The following is an 18131-nucleotide window of genomic DNA, read 5'->3' on the forward strand; positions in this document are numbered from 1 at the left end:
TCCATCTTTATTAAATATCTTCCTTAAATGTATATCCCTAATAATTATTATAACTATAGCACCCATTAATGAAAATAATAGTTGGTTTTCTTCATTAATGACATGCATTAGTTTCCCAATTGATAAAATGTAAAAGATACCATTTGGAATTTATAAAATCAGATACCACTATAGTTTATTTCATTTTTGGACTTTTCTATAATCGCTTCTACATCAGCTCCCTTAATATCAAGATTTTCCGCCTTATAGCACATTACCTTCTGAATTCCATAAAACATTTGTGACAATGCCTTTATATAATCAAATCCTAAATTAAATCCTTCTATCGTCCCACCCGCAGTAGTAACATAAATAATCCTCTTTGCTTTACACAGTCCAGTTGGGCAACCTTTAGGTGTATACATAAAGGTTAACCCATTAACCGTTACAGCCTCAAAATATACTCTAACTGTTGCTGGAAAAGCTAAATCCCAATAAGGAGCTGCTATCACAATTTCATCCGCCTCCGCAAACTGTTTCGCATATTGAAACATTGGCGCAGAAAAATTTTTTGATTTAACATAAGCATCTCGCTCTTGTAATGACCACCAATTTAATGGTTTAATATCTTCCCTTTCTAAATTTACTTCCTCAATCTTACCATGTAATTTTTTCAATACACTTTGCGCCAAAATATAAGTACGAGAATCAGGCCGTACACAGGCATTCACAAACAAAATCTTATTCATTTTCCACCCCACTAAATTACTATTTTTTAAGTCGCTTTACATCTTTTATATGCAGCATTGTTTTACTCTTGTGACACACTACTGTAAGTTATTGTTTTTATTTACCAGCATGTCTACATATTATTTTTGTTTTGAACATTTGAATGCTATAGCAGACAGAGTACACATTATTAAAGAAATGACCAATACTATAATATCGATACCCACAAAGCTTTCAACAAAGAACCTAATTCCATACCACTGACCCCAAAGTAAGATTACGAATAAAGCTAATATTCCACCACTACTATCTGTAGAATTTACATATATCATCAACAGGCTAAGAATTATCATTACAATCCAAAATATAAGGAAATACTTTGCTATTACACGTTTTTTACTTTTTAAGTTAATTTCTAAAATGACAAGCCAAATCACAAGGTAAGTACATGTAACAATAACATTTTTAGCTGTAGCTGGACTTCCCATCAAAAACTCTGGAAAATTCAATATTAATCCACCCAATATACCTACCATAGATAAAATAATTGCTGATATTATTTCTAATTTCATCTTCTCTCCCTTTTAAAACAAGAATTTACAGCATAAAAGCCACATAATTTGCTGTTGCGCTACAAAATATGGAGGCTGCAAACAAACCTAAAGAAATTACTTATATAATAACTATTTAGCTAAAGTTTATTTATCATCTTTAAAGAAACCAATAATACAAAAACTTAACCCAATAACTTTCTAGAGAAGTTGTATACCATGTCGTCTTGAGTCTTTATCAATATAAATATTCACCGCTTGTACTGCTTTGAATGATACAATAATAGCCAACATATAAAGCATAACTTCTAAGATTGCTTTAATAATCCTCAAAAAAACAATAAGCCTACAATCCCTATATTTTGCATAATAATTTCTTCTATATTTTAAAACTAATTGGCATTTAATTAATTTACTTTATTTTACCCTTATGTCGTAAGATAAAAATATTGCGTAGTATAAACTGTGTTTCAATCCTTGGAATGTTTAATAATAAACTTTCTCAATGTGCCCATTGTTTCATTCAGCATTTCTATGCTTTTTAGTGTATCTGAACATTCAAGACGATGATTGCCACCATCTATTTTAGTTAATTGAATATTTTTACTGTTCTCTATCACGCTCATACTTAAACTATTTATTTTTCCGTCTTCTGAACCTGTAATAACTAAACATTGATAATTTACCGCGTTTTCAAATGTTTTATCTACTGGTGTTAAATAAACATGGATTTGCACATAATCTTTCAAGCCTTTAGATAGCCTATTTTGGATAATAGTCCCCAAGCTTTTACCAATAAAAATTATTTTTTTATAATTTTTATTCAAACATTTCTTTAATATCTGTTCTGATTCCCTGGCTACAATATCAAATTCTGTGTCAATATCAAAATCTTTACGTGAAATCTGAAAACCATAATCTATACAAAGTACATCTAATCCAAGTTCTAATGCTGTTTTACATGAATAATACATAAGTGGCTTCTCATTTACATAACGCTCTCCTGGAAGAATAATAGTTAAAACATCACTATTTTGCTCAATACATCTATTCTCTAAAGTTACACTCCAATGAGAGTCGTATTGAATATTTTTTTCATTCATTATTATTTCTCCCCCTTTAAGCTCATTACAAATCATCACTTCGCCATATATTACCCTTGCCACATAATTTAAGAAAAATGTGTCTAAAATGCAAATATAAATATTGCTTATTTTTCTTGGTTCATATCACAACTACCATCTTTATAATCTATAATAATCTTCTCGCATTTACGGCAGCAGCTGGCTATCACTGCTGAACCTTGGAATATATATAACTTCGATAAAATAATTGACCCTTCATGAAATTTTGCCATTCCCACGTAAGACTTTTTATTTTTCCACGCAATTTCATGTGGGCTTTGTATAACTCCTTGTTCCATTTCTTCACCACAATACGGACATTTCATAACTCCTACCTCCTCCTCAAAATATAAATAATCTTTGCTACGCATTTTTTTACCCTTGTGACACAATTAAAGAAATATATGACTTAACTGAATCTAAAATTATGTTACATCAACTCTACAAATTGGAATTTTGTTAGTTACTTGTATTCATTCGGAACATGAATATCAAGCTTCTCGTACAATAGTTTTACATCATGCACAGCATTTTCATCATACTCATAGCCCAAGTGAAATAACACTTGATTTTCAGCATTAATACATCTTACCACTTTATCACCTATTTTCCCAATCCCACTAAACACATCTGGGGGATATGCTCCTCCATCAAAAACAATGTACTCTTGTTCGTTGAATTTAAATATATGAAGATCAATTTTCCTACCTTTAGTATCTTTCCAAACAGTGTGAGATATGGTTGTATATGCTAATTTATAAGTATTATATATTACTGTTGTAAGGCTTAATTATAATATTTACAATTAAATCTGCACTATCTTTTGTCATAATAAAAAATATTCTCAATTACAACTGTATATTTAAACTCATCTAATCTGCCTTTTTCTAAATCTAACTATATAAAAACATATTAATCCAAAAACAATCACAGTAAATAACGGTATTAATAGTTTATTAGTTAAATAATATTGCTCTTCATTACTCTTAACTTTTTCTGTACCATCTAAACTGACATTAGCAGAAGTACTTAATGCCTTATTATCTTCATTTATCCTCTTTTGTGCTTCAAAGTATTTTCCCTCATTGATATACTTTTCATAACGAACTACCATATCATATGATTCGCTCACAAGTTTTAAGACTTTATAATCATCAGATGTACTTTTAAATATCCAAGTATCATCAACCTTATTTTCATCTAACAAAACTGCTACAATAAAGTCGCCCACTTTAGGTTTATTGTTTGTTCCATAATATTTATCAAATTTCTGGATTGAAATTTCTGATTGCTGTATACTCCCCATCATAACAGTAGAAGGAAAGATACTGTACGTATCTTTATTAATAGTAGTTATTTTTCCTATGAAGACTGCCTTTTGATTGCCTAACATAATTGACTCTGGTATATCCCCCGCATAGACATTTGTACTCACAAATAATAGAAACATAACAATGGTAATAAAAATCTTCTTTCTCATTCAAACCCTCCTACAATTATGTAATAATAAAAATATTGATGATCAATATTTTACCCTTGCGATACAATTTAAGAAAATTGTGTAGTAAAGATTATGCTCGTAACTTTCATTACTTTTTTCGTAAAATAACATGATGAAAGGATGCTATAGCTTTATACACTTCTAATTCACTTACCTTCAATTCCATTTTCAACATCTGTTCTTGCCATGTTTTATCCTTATGAATTTCTTGCTTTTGCTGTAAATCCCAAAATGTTCTCATCCCCAGAATTCTTTCTATTTTAAACTTATCTGACCATTCTAATATTTCTGTATCTTCATAGTAATTAATTGTACCAAATTGTTGTGCATGTCCATTCTCTCCTTCTAATAATTCATTAGCATGTTCAAAATTATTCAATAACACTACCATTTGCATAACTCTTCCAACCTTATTATGTTTTAAAACAGAAAGATAGCCATTAGTCTTTAATATCCTTGAAAATTCTTTAATAATTTTTTCTCTTTCACCTGCATACTCAAAAACATTGTGGCACAATATCACATCAAATGATTCATCTTCAAAATTCTTAAGTTCTTTCATGTCTCCTTTTATTTGTATATAATCATTTTCTGTAAATCTATCTCGAAGCATCTTTTCATCTGGCTCGATTGCTAAAACCTCGTTGTCTATAGCAAAATGGTCGGCTGTAATACCATTTCCACTTCCAAAATCCAAAACTCTTTTATTATGTATGAATTTTAGTTGCTCCCATGTCATTTTCTTTTGTAATAATTCCCAAGGAGCAATATCTCTAATATCCATTCTTAACACCTCTTATTATCACGCTATTTTTATCATAAAAAAAAGTATTCTCAATTACATTTGGTAAAACTTTGTAAATTGAGCAATTCATTTTTCTTTCAAAATATTCTTTTATTTCAAAGAGCTTATTCCACCTTATGACAGTATATTCATTGATACCATACCTTCGTGTTACATCAACTAACCGTTGCTCCATCAAACAAAATCCTGTTGGTAGCGCTAAAGCATCACATAATTGAATCAACAAATCATAATCATCATAGATTATCGAATCAATATACTTTTTTATAAAATTATAGTCTTCTTTAGTTATATCTAACTTACCAATTACAGACCTTATATCTTTTATACTATATGAATGGGTAATACATATTTTAGCTACATCATCCCAACCTTGATTACTACAATATTTAAATCCTTCAATTGTATGTCTTTCTTGTACTACACCAACCCTTCGACCTATATCATGTAACAATCCTAAAATATAAGCCTTATTACTATCCATATCATCACAAAATCCAGAAATATTTTTACAAGCCAGAGCTACATACTCTGAATGTTGTACCCATTTTCCTTTATTTAGTCTTTCTGCTTCTCTCAAAGCATTTATTGCAATATCTTTATTAGGATACTTTTTATTCATAACTAATACCTTCTTACTTTTTATAATTGATAAATCTTTTTTACAGTTGTGACGCATAATTTCTACTGCTGCTACACTTTAAAAGAAGATTACGAATTAAACACACTTATTATTCTTGATATATTTTTCTATAACTTCAATATCTGGAGGGCTAATCTCAATTGGTAAGTTGTCAATTTCAAAGAATTTTAAAGAACTGCTTTCTTCATTATCTATATGTAATTCACCACTATATACATTTGTGGTAAATGCGGTAACAACATTATATACTTCATCACCATGAGGGTATATATAATGTTGTCTTTCACCAGAAAAAACGCCAAATAATTTTAAATCCTTTAAACTTATTGACAATCCTGTTTCTTCTTTCACTTCCCTAATAGCAGTTTCTTCAACTTTCTCACCTATTTCTATTGAGCCACCAGGTAAACCCCATTTTTTATTATCAGTTCTTAACTGCATTAGGATTTTATTTTTATCACTAATAATTACACACGTTCCACACTGAATTAGTGGTCTTTTACCAACAAATTTCCTCAACTCAAGTATATAATTGCTCATAGTTTCCTCCCATTATTTATTTCTAATGTATAATTTAGTTCATCATATTATACTGCCGCAACACTTTATAAGAATACAACAAATTTACTTTATCAATAATTTATCTCTAAAATAGCCACCTATGAAAATATTTATTAACATTATCGAATTAAATATCGCAAAATATTCAAAGCCTTTAACTAATATTACAATTCCTGTAAGTACTGCTGATACACCTGTTAATATACATGTAATCTTACTTCTTTTAATATATTCTTCTGTATCTTTAACTCTATGAGAACGGATAATCATTTTTTTATAAATATTTTCTGGAAGTAGTTCTAAAATAATAGCTATACCTCCTAAGACTAAATAAACATATGCAAAAGATGTAGAATTCATAATATGCCTCCTAATTTGTAACAATATACTCTTCTATTTAATGCATATTATTTGTATTATTAAATGCAAAGAATCCATTTTCATCCTCATCATTATAAAACATCTTGTATTAAAGTATTGATTAAGAGTTTCCTTTTGTTGTTATTTAAATTATGATATACTTCTTCTTTATTGTAATCAGGTATTATAAAGCTGTTATCGATATTCATTAAACTTGCTAAATATATACTAAAATCATAATGACTTACTGGCCTTTCTCCTGATATATTTATTACTCCAGTAAATTTACTATATGCAAGTTCAATTATTGCATCTGCAAGGTCTTGTACATTAACAAAACTGGAGTATATATTAGCTATTCTTGAATAACATTTACCTGTTTTGGAAATGTCATAAAGTTCCTTCATTCTAGAATCCATTTTGCCATCATAATCATAACCATAGATACTGCCAGGCCTTACAATCACATGATTAGTGTGTCTCTGAACGATACTTTCTCCTTCAATTTTCCCATTAATATATTTAAATAAGTATTCATTAGGTGCACGCCTATAAGGAATTACACTTTCAGTTTGGTCTTTTCCTTTTCCAACTGTGGTAGAAACATAAATCAAACGTACATCTTTGGAAATGTTATTAACTATCTCCTTTACACCTATCTGGGATAAAAGCATTTCTTCTTCTTTGTCCATAACGCTCCAAATAATAATATTTGGTTTAAGTGATAGCATTTTCTTTATGTCCAATCTATTTAAAACATTGATTTTCAAAAGTTCATTATTACTGAATTTACAACAAGTCCCATAAATATCATCACCATTACATTCTTGGAGTTTTTTATATATTGTATTTCCCAAATATCCACTTGCTCCTACTATCAATATCCTCATAAATATTCTTCCTTTCAAAAATGCAATGAATATCCCTCTATAGTTATAAGGTAAAAATAATGCATACCATAATCATACTTTAACCTACCAATTTACTAAAGTAGTTCTTGTTCTATAATTCTTAGCAAACTTAGCATTATTTTATCTTCTGTTTTGATACTTTCTAATCTAGAAGTATATTCATCCTCCCCATAAATCATATCTATACCAAAATCAAGGGTTGCTTCTGCACTTATAAGAAAAAATGCTTTCTTAACCCTAGTTTGTTCTTCTGCATCATTATTTAAATTTAGTTTAAATGGTGTGGGATTATCGTAAACAAGTTCAATACATCGCAAAAAGTTCTTAGCTTGGTTTACTTCATCCAGCAGCAAATCTTTATTTTCTGAGGTAGATATTTTCTTTGAGGAGTCTGTAAAATTTATTCGCTCACATATTAATTTTAGAATCTTATCAAAATTTTTCTCGTCTTCATATATTGTTTTATTTTTACTATCATTATAAATAATTATTTTATTAGGTTTGGGTATAGTTATGGGTTTACTGGCTAACTGTATATTTTGATATATTAAAGGGCTAAATACTGCAATTACCATAGAAAAAATTGAAATTATCATAATCTTTTTTCTTAAAATCATAAAGATATTCCTCTCTAAACATATACATTTATTGATTAAATTCTTTTTTTAACAAAGAAAACACCAAATGATCTCCAATTTCATTATTTCTAAAGAAACGTTCCCTTAACTTTCCCTCTTCTACAAATTTAAGTTTGTGTATAAGTTTCAATGATGCCGTATTTTCTGGATTAATAAAAGCCTCTATTCTGTTAAGATTCATTTTAGTAAATCCATATTGGACTATTTTTTCAACGGCCTCAGTCATTAACCCCTTACCTCTATAATTTAAATCTGTGATTTCATATCCTATTTCAGCATTTAATTGATGAATATACCAATAATGAAATCCGCAACTGCCGATTATTTTCCCCGTTGTCTTATCAATAATCTGCCATATCTTAAAAGTCATACTCCAAGTAGTAAAACCTTTCTTATAATTTTCTTTTTCTAGGTTTAAACTTATATTATTCATTCCAAAAAAATTCATAAGTTCATCATCAGTAAAATTTCCAAATACATAGTCATAAATCTCAGGGTTTAATTCTCGAAGAAGTAAATTTTTAGTCTCAATTATCTGTATATTAATTTTAATACTATGTTCTAAAACTTTATTCTGCATTTCCACTCGTCCTTTTTATTTTTAATTATTTTAGATAATCTTTAAGGTAAAAAGTGAACATTTATTTATCCAATAATCTTGACATTATAACTGTATTATAATAGTTCCCATCTCTATGAATACGGTCTTTTATTAGTAATCCTTCTTCTGAAAATCCATATCTTTTATACAATTGGATTGCATTTGTATTTGTTTCTACTACAGTTAATGAAATTTTCTCAATTCCAACAGTATCTGCCCACATCAAAATATTTTCTAGTAGTACTTTACCAATTCCTTGCCCCCAGTATTCCTTTAATATACATATACCAAACTCTGCCTTGTGCCTAAATCTGCTTAATTTGCTTCCTTCACAGCGAGTAAATCCAACAATTTTACCTTCTACTTCTGCAACTAAAAATATAGTTTTTTCCGCTATTGAATCTTCATAGATAAGTTTTTCAAAATCCTCCGAATCGCGCAATCCTTCTCCAGACTCTCTATCAAGATTTTCTGTTTCTCCATCAATTTTAACTCTTAATTTAGATAATTCAATTGCATCATATTTTGTGGGGCACCGAAGTATCCACGTTAGGCTTTTACCTTCTATTATTTTACTTTCAATTATCATCGCTACCTCCAACAGTTTATTAATGTCAAAGCTATATTATTATTTATAATTGTGGATTCTACAAAATCAATTTTGCTACCATTTCCCCATCTTCAATATTACCTGTTTCTGCAAAACCTAAAGATGCATAAAGTGTTTTTGCTGTAACATTTTCTGGTTCATAGGAAAGTAAAACTACTGAAGCTTTTCCATAAGGGAAGGTTCTAATCAGTTCAAGTGACTTTGCCATAGCTTCCTTACCATAGCCTTTACCCTGATATTTTTTATCAATCATTAATCTGCATACCCAATAAATATTTTCATCATTATTCTCATCTGCCTCATTATATGATAACATTATGAACCCTACCATAATATCATCATCATAAATGGCATAAGGCATAGGAATACACTCATTATTCGTTAAAGCAACATATGCCTCTGCAAGACTGCGTATATTACTTGCAACAAAGCTTTTTTGTTCTTCTCTTGGTTCTAATTTAATGCATTCATCAAAATTATGATCTGTGATTTTCTGTAACTCTATCATAGTTATCCCCCTTAAATAAAATGATTCTTTCACATGGCTACCATACAGTTAAGCCTTCAACTATATGAAAATTATACCATATTTAAAAGAGAGCTGGAAATCAATATAGATTTCATAGCCCTCTCTTTAAGAAAAACCTTTTTCTTCATATTTCCCTAAAACAATTTCATCACAAATGGTTCTATCTGACAAAAAAATCACGGGGTCTGCCCTACTGCTCTATCTTTGTATTATTCCCATTTGAAAAATTTAAGAGCTGCACCAGTACATATTACTCCAAGGGTAATCATTATAATAATAGGAATCATCACTGTATCTATTCTCAAACCAAGCGAGGCAGCTTTTAAAAGTTTTATTCCTTGTGTTAGCGGTAATATATTGGCAACTCTTTGAAGTCCTGCTGACATAATCTCATAGGGCAGCGTTGCTCCTGAAAAAATCAGCATAGGAAAATATAGTATACTTGCTGCAATACTTGCTGTCTTTAGATTTGGAGCAATGCCTCCTACCATCATGCCTATGCTAAACATTGATGCCATTACCAGGAAATAGACTCCCAAAAACTGAAGCCACGAGCCACTAAATCGAAGATCAAAGAAAATTTTTGCTGTGGCATAAACAAGTATAAGTGAAACAACAGAATAGAGTGCGTAAATCACTACCTGCACTGCTAAAATCATAGCAGGGCTTATAGGCGTTACCTTAAACCTCTTTAGAATTTTTTTATGACGATAGTCGGACACAACCAGCGGTAATCCCATCACACCCCCAGCGCATATTGCAATTGTAGCAATAGCTCCAAATGATTGTTCTAAAAATGTGTATCCTGCGCCATCAAAGGCTGATTTATTTCCATAGATTATACCAAGAATTATTGTTATAACTATCGGCATACAAATTGTGAAGATAAACATATCCATCCCTCGCAATGACACTTTCAGCTCTGTTTTTAACATTATTCTAAATGCTTTCATTATTCATTACCCCCTCGTCTGTATACCATAAATAAGCTTCCTCAAATTTTTCAAACGGACTTCCTACAATTGCTTCTTGTACAGTTCCATAAAAAATGCTGGTTCCTTTTTTAATAATACAAATCCTATCACACAATGCTTCTACTTCATCCATAAAATGCGAAGTTAGAAAGATAGTAAGCCCTTTCTTCTTTAAGTATAGAAGTCCTTTCCATACATCTCTCCTTACTCTGGCATCAAGCCCTGTTGTCAGCTCATCTAAGAATACAACTTTAGGATTGGGAATTAAGGCAAGAATAATAAATAAGCGTTGTTTTTCTCCCCCTGAAAGTTCACTGACTTGGCTCTTGTATTTATCCGAAAGACCAAATTGTTTTAACAATTCTGTATAATCTAGTGTATTCTTGTAAAGGGCTTGTGTAACCTCACAAAGCTCTGCTACTGTTACTTTGTCTTGATAATTTGATTCTTGAAATTGGACTCCAACTTGCTCAAATAATTTCTTCCTCTCTGTTTGTGGATTCATTCCTAAAATGGAAACGGATCCACCATCAAACTTCTTTATTCCTAAAATACATTCAATGATAGTACTTTTCCCTGCCCCATTAGCACCAAGCAATCCAAACACTTCTCCGCATTTAACTGATATGCTAACACTATTTACGGCTTGTATATTTCCGTATGCTTTGCATAGGGCATTAACTTTAATTGTTTCCATGTTTATAAACCTCCTATTTTTTAATACATAAAATAGAATAACACCAGCATAAAGTCTGGTGTTAAACTGTAGGGTTCATATTGAATTTTTCTTCCATGGCTTTTAGCTGCCTTAAAATAGAATTTGCATTTAATTCTGCGTTGCTTAATGAAGTAAGAAGTTTATCACAAACTGTTACAATATCCTCATCAGTTTCAGGTGTATTAATTACTTCTCGTATATCGATTTTAGAATTGTTTGATATGGCGCTTATCATTCGTAAAATTGCTGCAAGAGAATAATTGGCACAACGTAATGAACGTATTATTTTTAGCAATTGAATATCTTCTCTAGTATATACCCTATATCCATTTTGTTTTCTTTTTACAGAAAGCAACCCATTCATTTCCCAATTTCTTAAAGTATCAATAGTAATTCCTAAATAATCTGCAGTTTGTTTTCTTGTCAAAGATACATTTTTTTCTTCCTTGTGTATACCAGAAAGTAATTTTCTTGTAATTTCTATAGCTTCTTCTGCATTTTTCTGCTCTATTTTAACCTGATTTATATAGTTGCTAGTACATGCATTTGCCTTTTGAAACTCACCCCTAGCAGATAATTTAATAATATTAATCATCTTTTTTCTAAGGCCGCTTTGCAGCACCTCAACTTTAAATGCTGTCCTCGCTAGCTTAAATTGTGCAATATGAAAATCTGTAAAGACCCTATATCCATTGGATAATCTCTGAGGCTTAGGTATCAATTCTAGTTTTTCATACAACCGTACTGTATTAGAGTGTACCCCAATTATTTTTGCTACTTGTGCTGTGTTATACTTATTTCGCATTATATTTTCGCCTCCATTTAACTCTATCATAGCGCAGATATTAAGTCTGGTGTTATAGTGGATGGTTTTTTATTATCAATAAAAAATCAAGCAAGGTATATATTAAAATTTTCATCATATTTTATTGCAATACCTTTTGTAAATATAAAAAGTATGCTTGCTAACATATTTTATAGAAGGAAAAACCGCTAATGAATTTTTCACTAGCGGCTTAATACTATCTTTTAATTATTATAGGTATTAATAAGATTTCTTATCCAGTTACATTATTTATTTTCAACAGGTTTTTTACCTCTCATAAATAAGGTTAAAATTAAAGCCACTGCCACTGCACTAACTGTTACTGTAACAGCATAGGACATTCCATCAATAGTCGCTTGACCTTGTAACATTTGTGCTAATCTAGATACTGCAGAAACCTTAGCCATACTTTGTGACATTCCTGCATGCATATATGACTTTGTTAGTGTACTTAACATATCATTTGAAGCCTTATTATAGATAGTTATTTGTTCTGCCAACTTACCATAATTATAATCAGTTCTTCCCTGCATAAGTGTAGACATTATAGTTACACTAAGCGCACCTGAAATTTGCCTTATGGTATTATTAAGAGCTGACGCACCTGGAACTAATTCTTTTTTTACAGCATTCATTCCCACAGTACTGATTGGCATCATAGCAAGACCTAATCCTACAGATCTAATACAAGTAATTAATACTATGTACTCTTTACTTGAATTCATATTTATAACACTTGCAAGCTCATAAGAACTAATGCCTAGTATTATAAGTCCAGGTATTACAAGTGGTTTTGCACCAAATTTATCAAATAAGTTACCACTTATGGGCATAAGCACTGCTATTACAAGTGAAGAAGGTAACATTATGAGCCCTGCTTCCATAGGAGTATACCCTCTTATATTTTGCAAAAATACTGGTAATATATAAGATGCACCCATTAGAGCCAATGTTAATACACTACTTATTATTAAGCTTATACTAAAGTCAAATAGCTTTAAAACTCGCAAATCTAGTAGTGGATTGGGATGCGCAAGCTCGTTTACTACAAATAATATAAGACTTAAAATACCAATAGTCATTAATATTGGATTTTCAATTTTACTCCAATCAATTGATGAACCTTCGCCAAGCACATATAATACACTTACTATTCCAATTGTAGAGGATAAAAATCCTATTATATCAAAGGCCTTGAATGGCTTTTTTTCTGAGTCCTTTAATATAATTGCTGCCATTATTACTCCAACTACTCCTATAGGAACATTAATATTAAAAATCATTCTCCAATCCATCTTTTCAATAATAAATCCCCCAAGTGTTGGACCTATAGCAGGTGCAGCCATAGATGCTATTCCCCAAAATCCAAGTGCAAGTCCTATTTTCTCCTTAGGAAACAATTGATATATTATTGACATTCCTACTGGCATTATCATTCCGCCACCAAGAGCTTGTACTATACGAAAGCCTATCATAGTTCCACCGCTCCATGCAAAGCCGCATAATAATGATCCTATCGAAAACATTCCTAATGCAAACATATATATTTTTTTAGGACCAAAAACATCCTGAAGATATCCTGTTAAGGGTATAATAGCTCCAAGTGTCAGTGAGTAAGCTGTTATTATCCACTTAGCTCCATCTAATGATAAACCGAAAACAGACATCATCTTAGGAAGAGCAATGTTAACTATACTACTGTCTAGTATAGCCATAAAGGTTCCTATTACAACTACTCCTAACCCTAGCCAGCTATTTAATGATTCATTATTATTCTCTTCCATGTCATCCCTCCGTTACTTAACATGGATCTTAACAACGGCATTTGTTCCTGGAAGAATTTTGCTGTCAAAATCATCAAGTTCAATTTTTATTGATATTCTTTGAACTACCTTTGTAAATGTACCGCTGGTTGATGATGATAAAAGTGATAAAGCTGAATTTGAAACTTCTCCTATAGATTTAACTTTTCCAGTAAATTTTTTAGAGCTATATTGATCTATAGCTATCTCAACAGGTTGTCCAACTTTTACTTTCCCAAGTTTTGTTTCTTCTATATTAGCGGCTATGTATATTTTGCTAGGATCCATTAAAGTAATTAAAATTTGACCTTGTGATAAAAGTTCTCCAACAGTTCCCTGTCTTTTTACAACAACACCGTTAATAGGTGATCTCACCAAGGATTGTTCAACACTTGTATCTGGAAGACCATTCATATCTTGACTAGCTAGTATTTCATTTTTTGTGACCTTATCGCCTTCATCTACATTTAATTCTAATAATTTCCCTGAAATTTGAGGTGTCACGCTCACAAAATCAGCACTAACTTTTGCATCTTCAGTTGAAACATAATTTGTATTTTGATACCAATAATAGTATACTATCCCGCCTAATGCTACTAACATTACCATTAATATTCCAATAATCAACGTCTTACGTTTTTCCTTCATATTATAATCACCTCTTTCGTTATTTCTTTAATCCAATCTCTGCCAACATTCCCGGTTTTAGTTGAGACTTCGGATCAGCTAATGATACCTTAACTAAAACATTTCTGCTTTGAGAATTTAATTTAGTATTTATCACTAATATTTTTCCTTTAAATTCAGTTTTTTCTACTTCAGCTACTTTGACAACCACATCTTGTCCTTCTTTAAGACCATTTACAATATCCAGTGGAGCATAAGCATTTACAACTAAAGAATCATGATTAGATATTGAAGCAAGGCTTGCACCTGGTGAAGCTATTTCACCAACATTAATATTTTTAGAATTTACAACTCCTGAAATTGGAGATGTTATAACTCCATTATTCAGTGCAGTTTGTGCTATTTTTAAAGCTGCCTCTGCTTGCTGCACTTGCGCTTTGTAAACATTTACAGTAGTTTCTGTTACACCATTTTTAAGTATATTTAATTGTTCCTGTGCTGATTTCTTTTGCGTCTCAGCTGCAACAACTTGTTGATGGGCTGCTTCTAACTGCTGCTGCGTATTTATTCCTTCTTCAACTAAAACTTTCATTCGTTCATAATTTTTGGTTACAACTTTATAATTTTCAGTTGCACTATCTAGTGATGCTTGTGCTTGAGAAATTTGTTCAGGGCGTATACTATTTACCGCATTAGCTAAGTTTGCATTGGCAGTATTCACTGCTGCTTGAGCCTGACCAACTTGAGCTTGTAAATCTGTTGTATCTAATTTAATAACAACATCTCCTTGGTTAACTTTTGACCCAACATTGATTAATACTTCAGAAACTCTTGCTGAAATTTTTGAAGCTATATTCACCTGATCATTTGTATCAATTTTCCCAGCCATTATGTATTTATTTTTGGTATTTTGCTCAATAGTTTTAGTAGTTTCTTCGCTCTTATTTGTACTAACACTGCTAGTTGCACTACAACCATTTAATACCATTGTTAAAGTTAAACAAAGTAAAAAAGTAACTTTCTTCATATTATTCCTCCATATTAAAATTATTTAACTATATAGATTTTTGCAGTAAATACAACATTAGCTAATGCTCCAATAGTCATACTATTACAAAAATAAGTTACACTATGTAATTTACGTTTTTAAGTATAAATTACACAGTGTAACTTGTCAATATTTTTATCATATTTTGCCAACTTGTCAGTTCACACTTCATTTGTTATTATATAATTGTCAATTCACAAGGAGGTGCCAAAATGGTGTTTAAACGCGCACGCAGCGAAGAGCAAAAAAATATTAGGCGTGACCAAATCATTGAAGCCACCATTAGGCTACTGGAAAATGAACCATTAGAAAAAATCACTCTGGCTTCAATTGCTAGTGAACTGAATTTTTCAAGAGCAAATTTATATAAATATGTAACTACTAGGGAAGAAATTTTCCTATGGATTGTTGCCTCAGATGCTGAAAAGTGGGTAGAAGGACTCCAACAGAGCTTGGAAAACTATGATCATTTGGAACTTAAGACTTTTTGCTATATTTGGGCAGAACAAATATATCAGAATAAGCGCCTAGTTAAGCTGTTTTCTCTTTTAACTATAGTGCTTGAAAAATCTTCAACTTTAACCGCATTTGAGACATTTAAGCAAGATTTTTATAGCAATTTTAGCCAGCTGAGAGTTATTATAAAAAGATTACTGCCTGACTTATCTAATGAACAGTTTAGGTACTTTATTCACTATCAAATGCATTATGCTTTAGGACAATTTTCTTCTATTGTTTCAAATGAAAAACAGCGTCAGGCATTAAAGGTAGCTAAATCATCCTGCCATAAACGTGATTTTGTATCAGAATTTGCAGAGTATCTTGAGGTAATTATCACAGGGCTTCAAACAGTAAAAAAATAGCCCCCTAAAACTAAGGGGGTTTAGAGCCTTGCTTGTTGTGCTTTAGTTCAGAACCAAAAATAACTTTAGAGTTTTTCAGCATTTATTAATCATTTAATGATAATTCAGCTTTGAATATTATTACAGCATTTCCAGAAACCTTAACTTCAACAGGTTCCTTATCTTCTATTTTCACCTCAACTTCAATAACACCTGTTCGGTTTATAGCTTCCCCTTGTTTAGCCTTGAATCTAAACAAACAATTATTGTGCTTGACAAGATTATGATGCACAAGATACGCACCTAAAGGCCCATTTGCATTACCAGTGACAGGATCTTCATTGATACCTATTGCAGGTGCAAACATTCTACCGTGTATTAATATATCACTATCTTGTGAATTAACCGTAAAAACATAGTACCCATTACATTTAATAATTTTACTCAATCTAGAAAGTGCATCATAGTTTGGCTTTAATGTGTTTAAAATATCAATGCTTTTTATTCCAATCATTACCTTAGAATGACCTGTTGAGACAATTTGGATTTCGTAGTTTTCCAGCAAATCATTATTTTTTATATTAAGAGCTGATAAAAGTTCTTTTTTATCTTCTCCATCAATAACTGTGCCAAATTCAACTTGCCCCTGTGTCATAACAATTTTGTAATCATCATTTTCTCTTATTACGTCTACAGGCAAAATTCCAGCACCTGTTTTATGATAAACTCTTGAAGTTCCCAGTCCATTTTCAACAGCACGTGCATAATGAGCCGCAATAGTAGCATGTCCACAAATTGGCACTTCATTTGTTGGAGTGAAAAACCGTATATGAGCATCATATTCATTGCTATTTGAAGAAAAGATAAAGGCTGTCTCAGAGTTATTAAGTTCTCTAGCTATTTTTTGCATTTCGTAATCAGTTAATCCATCTGCATTTGTTATTACACCTGCTGGATTTCCTGTGAATTTTTCCTTTGTAAATGAATCAATTTGATATAAATTATATTGTCTTGTCATGATTTTCCCCCTAAATATATCATAAATTTTTAGATTATATTTCAAATCATTAGTTTGCACAAATAAATTGCTAGTATTTTCACTTGACATGTTAAAATGAGAAGCTTATGAATCAATTACCTTATATTTTTTTAACGATATATTCAACTAATCCTTGTCTAATTATTTCACCTTTATATATTCTTTCAAAAACTCTATTTTCTTTATATATTATTTCCATACCGTAGAAATATCTATCTGGCTCACATTCTTCAAAATAGGAATGTATTACAGAAATATCATCTTCTATTTGATCATATTGATTTTCACCAAGGTCTACGCCTTGTCCACAGCGAAAATCTTTTGTGGTAAGAAAATTTACAAAAAGCAACCCGTTTTGTTTTAATACTCGTTTCATTTCATTTATAGATTTTGAAACATCTGATTTTACCATATGAAATACTGAATTATAGGAATAAACAAAACTAAATGTTTCATTTTCAAATTTTAAATTCCTCATATCTCCAAGTTCAATATTTAAGTTCTGGATTTTTTTATTTGCGTATTCATTAGCTTTTTCTAATTGTTTAGTATTAAATTCTATTCCATGCGTTACATATCCATATTCTGAAAACAAGCTTAGCGGTGGACAATTACCTCCTGCACCACAGTCTAATACTACCTTATCCATATTTGTTTCATTACAGAACATGATAAATCTATACAATGATATTTGTCTAAATATTTCACCCATC

24 protein-coding genes are annotated in these 18131 nt (G+C 30.9%); 1 reads left to right on the forward strand and 23 read right to left on the reverse strand.

Annotation, left to right across the window (positions count from 1 at the left end; all coding sequences use genetic code 11):
• Nucleotides 1-158: 158 nt before the first annotated feature.
• From BSD9I1_RS10600 to BSD9I1_RS10700, 21 genes are all read right to left on the reverse strand, one after another.
• On the reverse strand, nucleotides 159-728 hold the full coding sequence (locus BSD9I1_RS10600) for an NAD(P)H-dependent oxidoreductase (protein ID WP_186430268.1): 570 nt from the start codon (nucleotides 726-728) through the stop codon (nucleotides 159-161).
• Nucleotides 729-848: 120 nt separating this feature from the next.
• Entirely contained in the window at nucleotides 849-1280 is a 432-nt protein-coding gene (locus tag BSD9I1_RS10605) for a hypothetical protein (protein WP_186430269.1), read from the reverse strand.
• A 449-nt stretch (nucleotides 1281-1729) separates the two neighbouring features.
• Nucleotides 1730-2362, reverse strand: a complete 633-nt coding sequence (locus BSD9I1_RS10610) for an alpha/beta hydrolase (protein ID WP_186430270.1) — start codon at nucleotides 2360-2362, stop codon at nucleotides 1730-1732.
• Nucleotides 2363-2469: 107 nt separating this feature from the next.
• Complete coding sequence (locus BSD9I1_RS10615) at nucleotides 2470-2709, reverse strand: PF20097 family protein (RefSeq protein ID WP_186430271.1); 240 nt, start codon at nucleotides 2707-2709, stop codon at nucleotides 2470-2472.
• A gap of 137 nt (nucleotides 2710-2846) precedes the next feature.
• Nucleotides 2847-3155, reverse strand: coding sequence for a nucleotidyltransferase domain-containing protein (locus BSD9I1_RS19150; RefSeq protein ID WP_373419353.1), 309 nt, complete (start codon nucleotides 3153-3155; stop codon nucleotides 2847-2849).
• A gap of 96 nt (nucleotides 3156-3251) precedes the next feature.
• The gene (locus BSD9I1_RS10625) at nucleotides 3252-3863 is read right to left on the reverse strand and encodes a hypothetical protein (RefSeq protein ID WP_186430272.1); all 612 of its coding nucleotides are present in this window, start codon (nucleotides 3861-3863) and stop codon (nucleotides 3252-3254) included.
• 109 nt (nucleotides 3864-3972) lie between these two features.
• The gene (locus BSD9I1_RS10630; RefSeq protein WP_186430273.1) at nucleotides 3973-4668 is read right to left on the reverse strand and encodes a methyltransferase domain-containing protein; all 696 of its coding nucleotides are present in this window, start codon (nucleotides 4666-4668) and stop codon (nucleotides 3973-3975) included.
• Nucleotides 4658-5311, reverse strand: coding sequence for an HD domain-containing protein (locus BSD9I1_RS10635; protein ID WP_186430274.1), 654 nt, complete (start codon nucleotides 5309-5311; stop codon nucleotides 4658-4660). The genes BSD9I1_RS10630 and BSD9I1_RS10635 overlap by 11 nt, the downstream gene beginning before the upstream one ends.
• A gap of 96 nt (nucleotides 5312-5407) precedes the next feature.
• Nucleotides 5408-5872, reverse strand: coding sequence for an NUDIX hydrolase (locus tag BSD9I1_RS10640; protein WP_186430275.1), 465 nt, complete (start codon nucleotides 5870-5872; stop codon nucleotides 5408-5410).
• Nucleotides 5873-5956: 84 nt separating this feature from the next.
• Nucleotides 5957-6253 (reverse strand): hypothetical protein, encoded by a 297-nt coding sequence (locus BSD9I1_RS10645; protein ID WP_186430276.1) that lies wholly within the window; start codon nucleotides 6251-6253, stop codon nucleotides 5957-5959.
• A 92-nt stretch (nucleotides 6254-6345) separates the two neighbouring features.
• Entirely contained in the window at nucleotides 6346-7143 is a 798-nt protein-coding gene (locus tag BSD9I1_RS10650) for a sugar nucleotide-binding protein (RefSeq protein ID WP_186430277.1), read from the reverse strand.
• Between the two features lie 95 nt (nucleotides 7144-7238).
• A complete protein-coding gene (locus BSD9I1_RS10655) occupies nucleotides 7239-7781 on the reverse strand; it encodes a hypothetical protein (RefSeq protein ID WP_186430278.1) in 543 nt (180 codons plus the stop codon).
• A gap of 28 nt (nucleotides 7782-7809) precedes the next feature.
• Nucleotides 7810-8382, reverse strand: coding sequence for a GNAT family N-acetyltransferase (locus BSD9I1_RS10660; RefSeq protein ID WP_186430279.1), 573 nt, complete (start codon nucleotides 8380-8382; stop codon nucleotides 7810-7812).
• A 61-nt stretch (nucleotides 8383-8443) separates the two neighbouring features.
• Nucleotides 8444-8992: a GNAT family N-acetyltransferase gene (locus BSD9I1_RS10665; RefSeq protein WP_186430280.1), complete on the reverse strand. Its 549-nt coding sequence runs from the start codon at nucleotides 8990-8992 to the stop codon at nucleotides 8444-8446.
• A gap of 58 nt (nucleotides 8993-9050) precedes the next feature.
• Nucleotides 9051-9521, reverse strand: coding sequence for a GNAT family N-acetyltransferase (locus tag BSD9I1_RS10670; protein WP_186430281.1), 471 nt, complete (start codon nucleotides 9519-9521; stop codon nucleotides 9051-9053).
• A gap of 230 nt (nucleotides 9522-9751) precedes the next feature.
• Nucleotides 9752-10495, reverse strand: a complete 744-nt coding sequence (locus tag BSD9I1_RS10675; RefSeq protein ID WP_186430282.1) for an ABC transporter permease — start codon at nucleotides 10493-10495, stop codon at nucleotides 9752-9754.
• Nucleotides 10482-11213, reverse strand: a complete 732-nt coding sequence (locus tag BSD9I1_RS10680; protein ID WP_186430283.1) for an ABC transporter ATP-binding protein — start codon at nucleotides 11211-11213, stop codon at nucleotides 10482-10484. The genes BSD9I1_RS10675 and BSD9I1_RS10680 overlap by 14 nt, the downstream gene beginning before the upstream one ends.
• Nucleotides 11214-11274: 61 nt before the next feature.
• Nucleotides 11275-12039: a MerR family transcriptional regulator gene (locus BSD9I1_RS10685; RefSeq protein ID WP_186430284.1), complete on the reverse strand. Its 765-nt coding sequence runs from the start codon at nucleotides 12037-12039 to the stop codon at nucleotides 11275-11277.
• A gap of 266 nt (nucleotides 12040-12305) precedes the next feature.
• Nucleotides 12306-13844 (reverse strand): DHA2 family efflux MFS transporter permease subunit, encoded by a 1539-nt coding sequence (locus BSD9I1_RS10690; protein WP_186430285.1) that lies wholly within the window; start codon nucleotides 13842-13844, stop codon nucleotides 12306-12308.
• Between the two features lie 12 nt (nucleotides 13845-13856).
• The gene (locus BSD9I1_RS10695) at nucleotides 13857-14510 is read right to left on the reverse strand and encodes an HlyD family secretion protein (RefSeq protein WP_186430286.1); all 654 of its coding nucleotides are present in this window, start codon (nucleotides 14508-14510) and stop codon (nucleotides 13857-13859) included.
• A gap of 19 nt (nucleotides 14511-14529) precedes the next feature.
• The gene (locus BSD9I1_RS10700; protein ID WP_186430287.1) at nucleotides 14530-15516 is read right to left on the reverse strand and encodes an HlyD family secretion protein; all 987 of its coding nucleotides are present in this window, start codon (nucleotides 15514-15516) and stop codon (nucleotides 14530-14532) included.
• Between the two features lie 233 nt (nucleotides 15517-15749).
• Here BSD9I1_RS10700 and BSD9I1_RS10705 point away from each other — a divergent pair, with 233 nt between their 5' ends.
• Nucleotides 15750-16400: a TetR/AcrR family transcriptional regulator gene (locus tag BSD9I1_RS10705; protein ID WP_186430288.1), complete on the forward strand. Its 651-nt coding sequence runs from the start codon at nucleotides 15750-15752 to the stop codon at nucleotides 16398-16400.
• Nucleotides 16401-16485: 85 nt separating this feature from the next.
• Here BSD9I1_RS10705 and BSD9I1_RS10710 read toward each other — a convergent pair whose 3' ends face one another.
• Together BSD9I1_RS10710 and BSD9I1_RS10715 are read right to left on the reverse strand one after the other, a co-directional pair.
• Nucleotides 16486-17397, reverse strand: a complete 912-nt coding sequence (locus BSD9I1_RS10710) for a PhzF family isomerase (protein ID WP_186430289.1) — start codon at nucleotides 17395-17397, stop codon at nucleotides 16486-16488.
• A gap of 121 nt (nucleotides 17398-17518) precedes the next feature.
• Nucleotides 17519-18130, reverse strand: coding sequence for a class I SAM-dependent methyltransferase (locus BSD9I1_RS10715; RefSeq protein ID WP_186430290.1), 612 nt, complete (start codon nucleotides 18128-18130; stop codon nucleotides 17519-17521).
• Between the last annotated feature and the right edge of the window lies 1 nt (nucleotide 18131).

The sequence above is a fragment of the Clostridium sp. BSD9I1 genome, assembly GCF_900185645.1.
Lineage (GTDB): Bacteria > Bacillota > Clostridia > Clostridiales > Clostridiaceae > Clostridium_AK.

Bases quoted from the DNA above. Each gene is read 5' to 3' on its own strand.
- BSD9I1_RS10600 (WP_186430268.1), bottom strand. From the start codon at position 728: ATGAATAAGATTTTGTTTGTGAATGCCTGTGTACGGCCTGATTCTCGT.
- BSD9I1_RS10605 (WP_186430269.1), bottom strand. From the start codon at position 1,280: ATGAAATTAGAAATAATATCAGCAATTATTTTATCTATGGTAGGTATA.
- BSD9I1_RS10610 (WP_186430270.1), bottom strand. From the start codon at position 2,362: ATGAATGAAAAAAATATTCAATACGACTCTCATTGGAGTGTAACTTTA.
- BSD9I1_RS10615 (WP_186430271.1), bottom strand. From the start codon at position 2,709: ATGAAATGTCCGTATTGTGGTGAAGAAATGGAACAAGGAGTTATACAA.
- BSD9I1_RS10625 (WP_186430272.1), bottom strand. From the start codon at position 3,863: ATGAGAAAGAAGATTTTTATTACCATTGTTATGTTTCTATTATTTGTG.
- BSD9I1_RS10630 (WP_186430273.1), bottom strand. From the start codon at position 4,668: ATGGATATTAGAGATATTGCTCCTTGGGAATTATTACAAAAGAAAATG.
- BSD9I1_RS10635 (WP_186430274.1), bottom strand. From the start codon at position 5,311: ATGAATAAAAAGTATCCTAATAAAGATATTGCAATAAATGCTTTGAGA.
- BSD9I1_RS10640 (WP_186430275.1), bottom strand. From the start codon at position 5,872: ATGAGCAATTATATACTTGAGTTGAGGAAATTTGTTGGTAAAAGACCA.
- BSD9I1_RS10645 (WP_186430276.1), bottom strand. From the start codon at position 6,253: ATGAATTCTACATCTTTTGCATATGTTTATTTAGTCTTAGGAGGTATA.
- BSD9I1_RS10650 (WP_186430277.1), bottom strand. From the start codon at position 7,143: ATGAGGATATTGATAGTAGGAGCAAGTGGATATTTGGGAAATACAATA.
- BSD9I1_RS10655 (WP_186430278.1), bottom strand. From the start codon at position 7,781: ATGATTTTAAGAAAAAAGATTATGATAATTTCAATTTTTTCTATGGTA.
- BSD9I1_RS10660 (WP_186430279.1), bottom strand. From the start codon at position 8,382: ATGCAGAATAAAGTTTTAGAACATAGTATTAAAATTAATATACAGATA.
- BSD9I1_RS10665 (WP_186430280.1), bottom strand. From the start codon at position 8,992: ATGATAATTGAAAGTAAAATAATAGAAGGTAAAAGCCTAACGTGGATA.
- BSD9I1_RS10670 (WP_186430281.1), bottom strand. From the start codon at position 9,521: ATGATAGAGTTACAGAAAATCACAGATCATAATTTTGATGAATGCATT.
- BSD9I1_RS10675 (WP_186430282.1), bottom strand. From the start codon at position 10,495: ATGAAAGCATTTAGAATAATGTTAAAAACAGAGCTGAAAGTGTCATTG.
- BSD9I1_RS10680 (WP_186430283.1), bottom strand. From the start codon at position 11,213: ATGGAAACAATTAAAGTTAATGCCCTATGCAAAGCATACGGAAATATA.
- BSD9I1_RS10685 (WP_186430284.1), bottom strand. From the start codon at position 12,039: ATGCGAAATAAGTATAACACAGCACAAGTAGCAAAAATAATTGGGGTA.
- BSD9I1_RS10690 (WP_186430285.1), bottom strand. From the start codon at position 13,844: ATGGAAGAGAATAATAATGAATCATTAAATAGCTGGCTAGGGTTAGGA.
- BSD9I1_RS10695 (WP_186430286.1), bottom strand. From the start codon at position 14,510: ATGAAGGAAAAACGTAAGACGTTGATTATTGGAATATTAATGGTAATG.
- BSD9I1_RS10700 (WP_186430287.1), bottom strand. From the start codon at position 15,516: ATGAAGAAAGTTACTTTTTTACTTTGTTTAACTTTAACAATGGTATTA.
- BSD9I1_RS10705 (WP_186430288.1), top strand. From the start codon at position 15,750: ATGGTGTTTAAACGCGCACGCAGCGAAGAGCAAAAAAATATTAGGCGT.
- BSD9I1_RS10710 (WP_186430289.1), bottom strand. From the start codon at position 17,397: ATGACAAGACAATATAATTTATATCAAATTGATTCATTTACAAAGGAA.
- BSD9I1_RS10715 (WP_186430290.1), bottom strand. From the start codon at position 18,130: ATGGGTGAAATATTTAGACAAATATCATTGTATAGATTTATCATGTTC.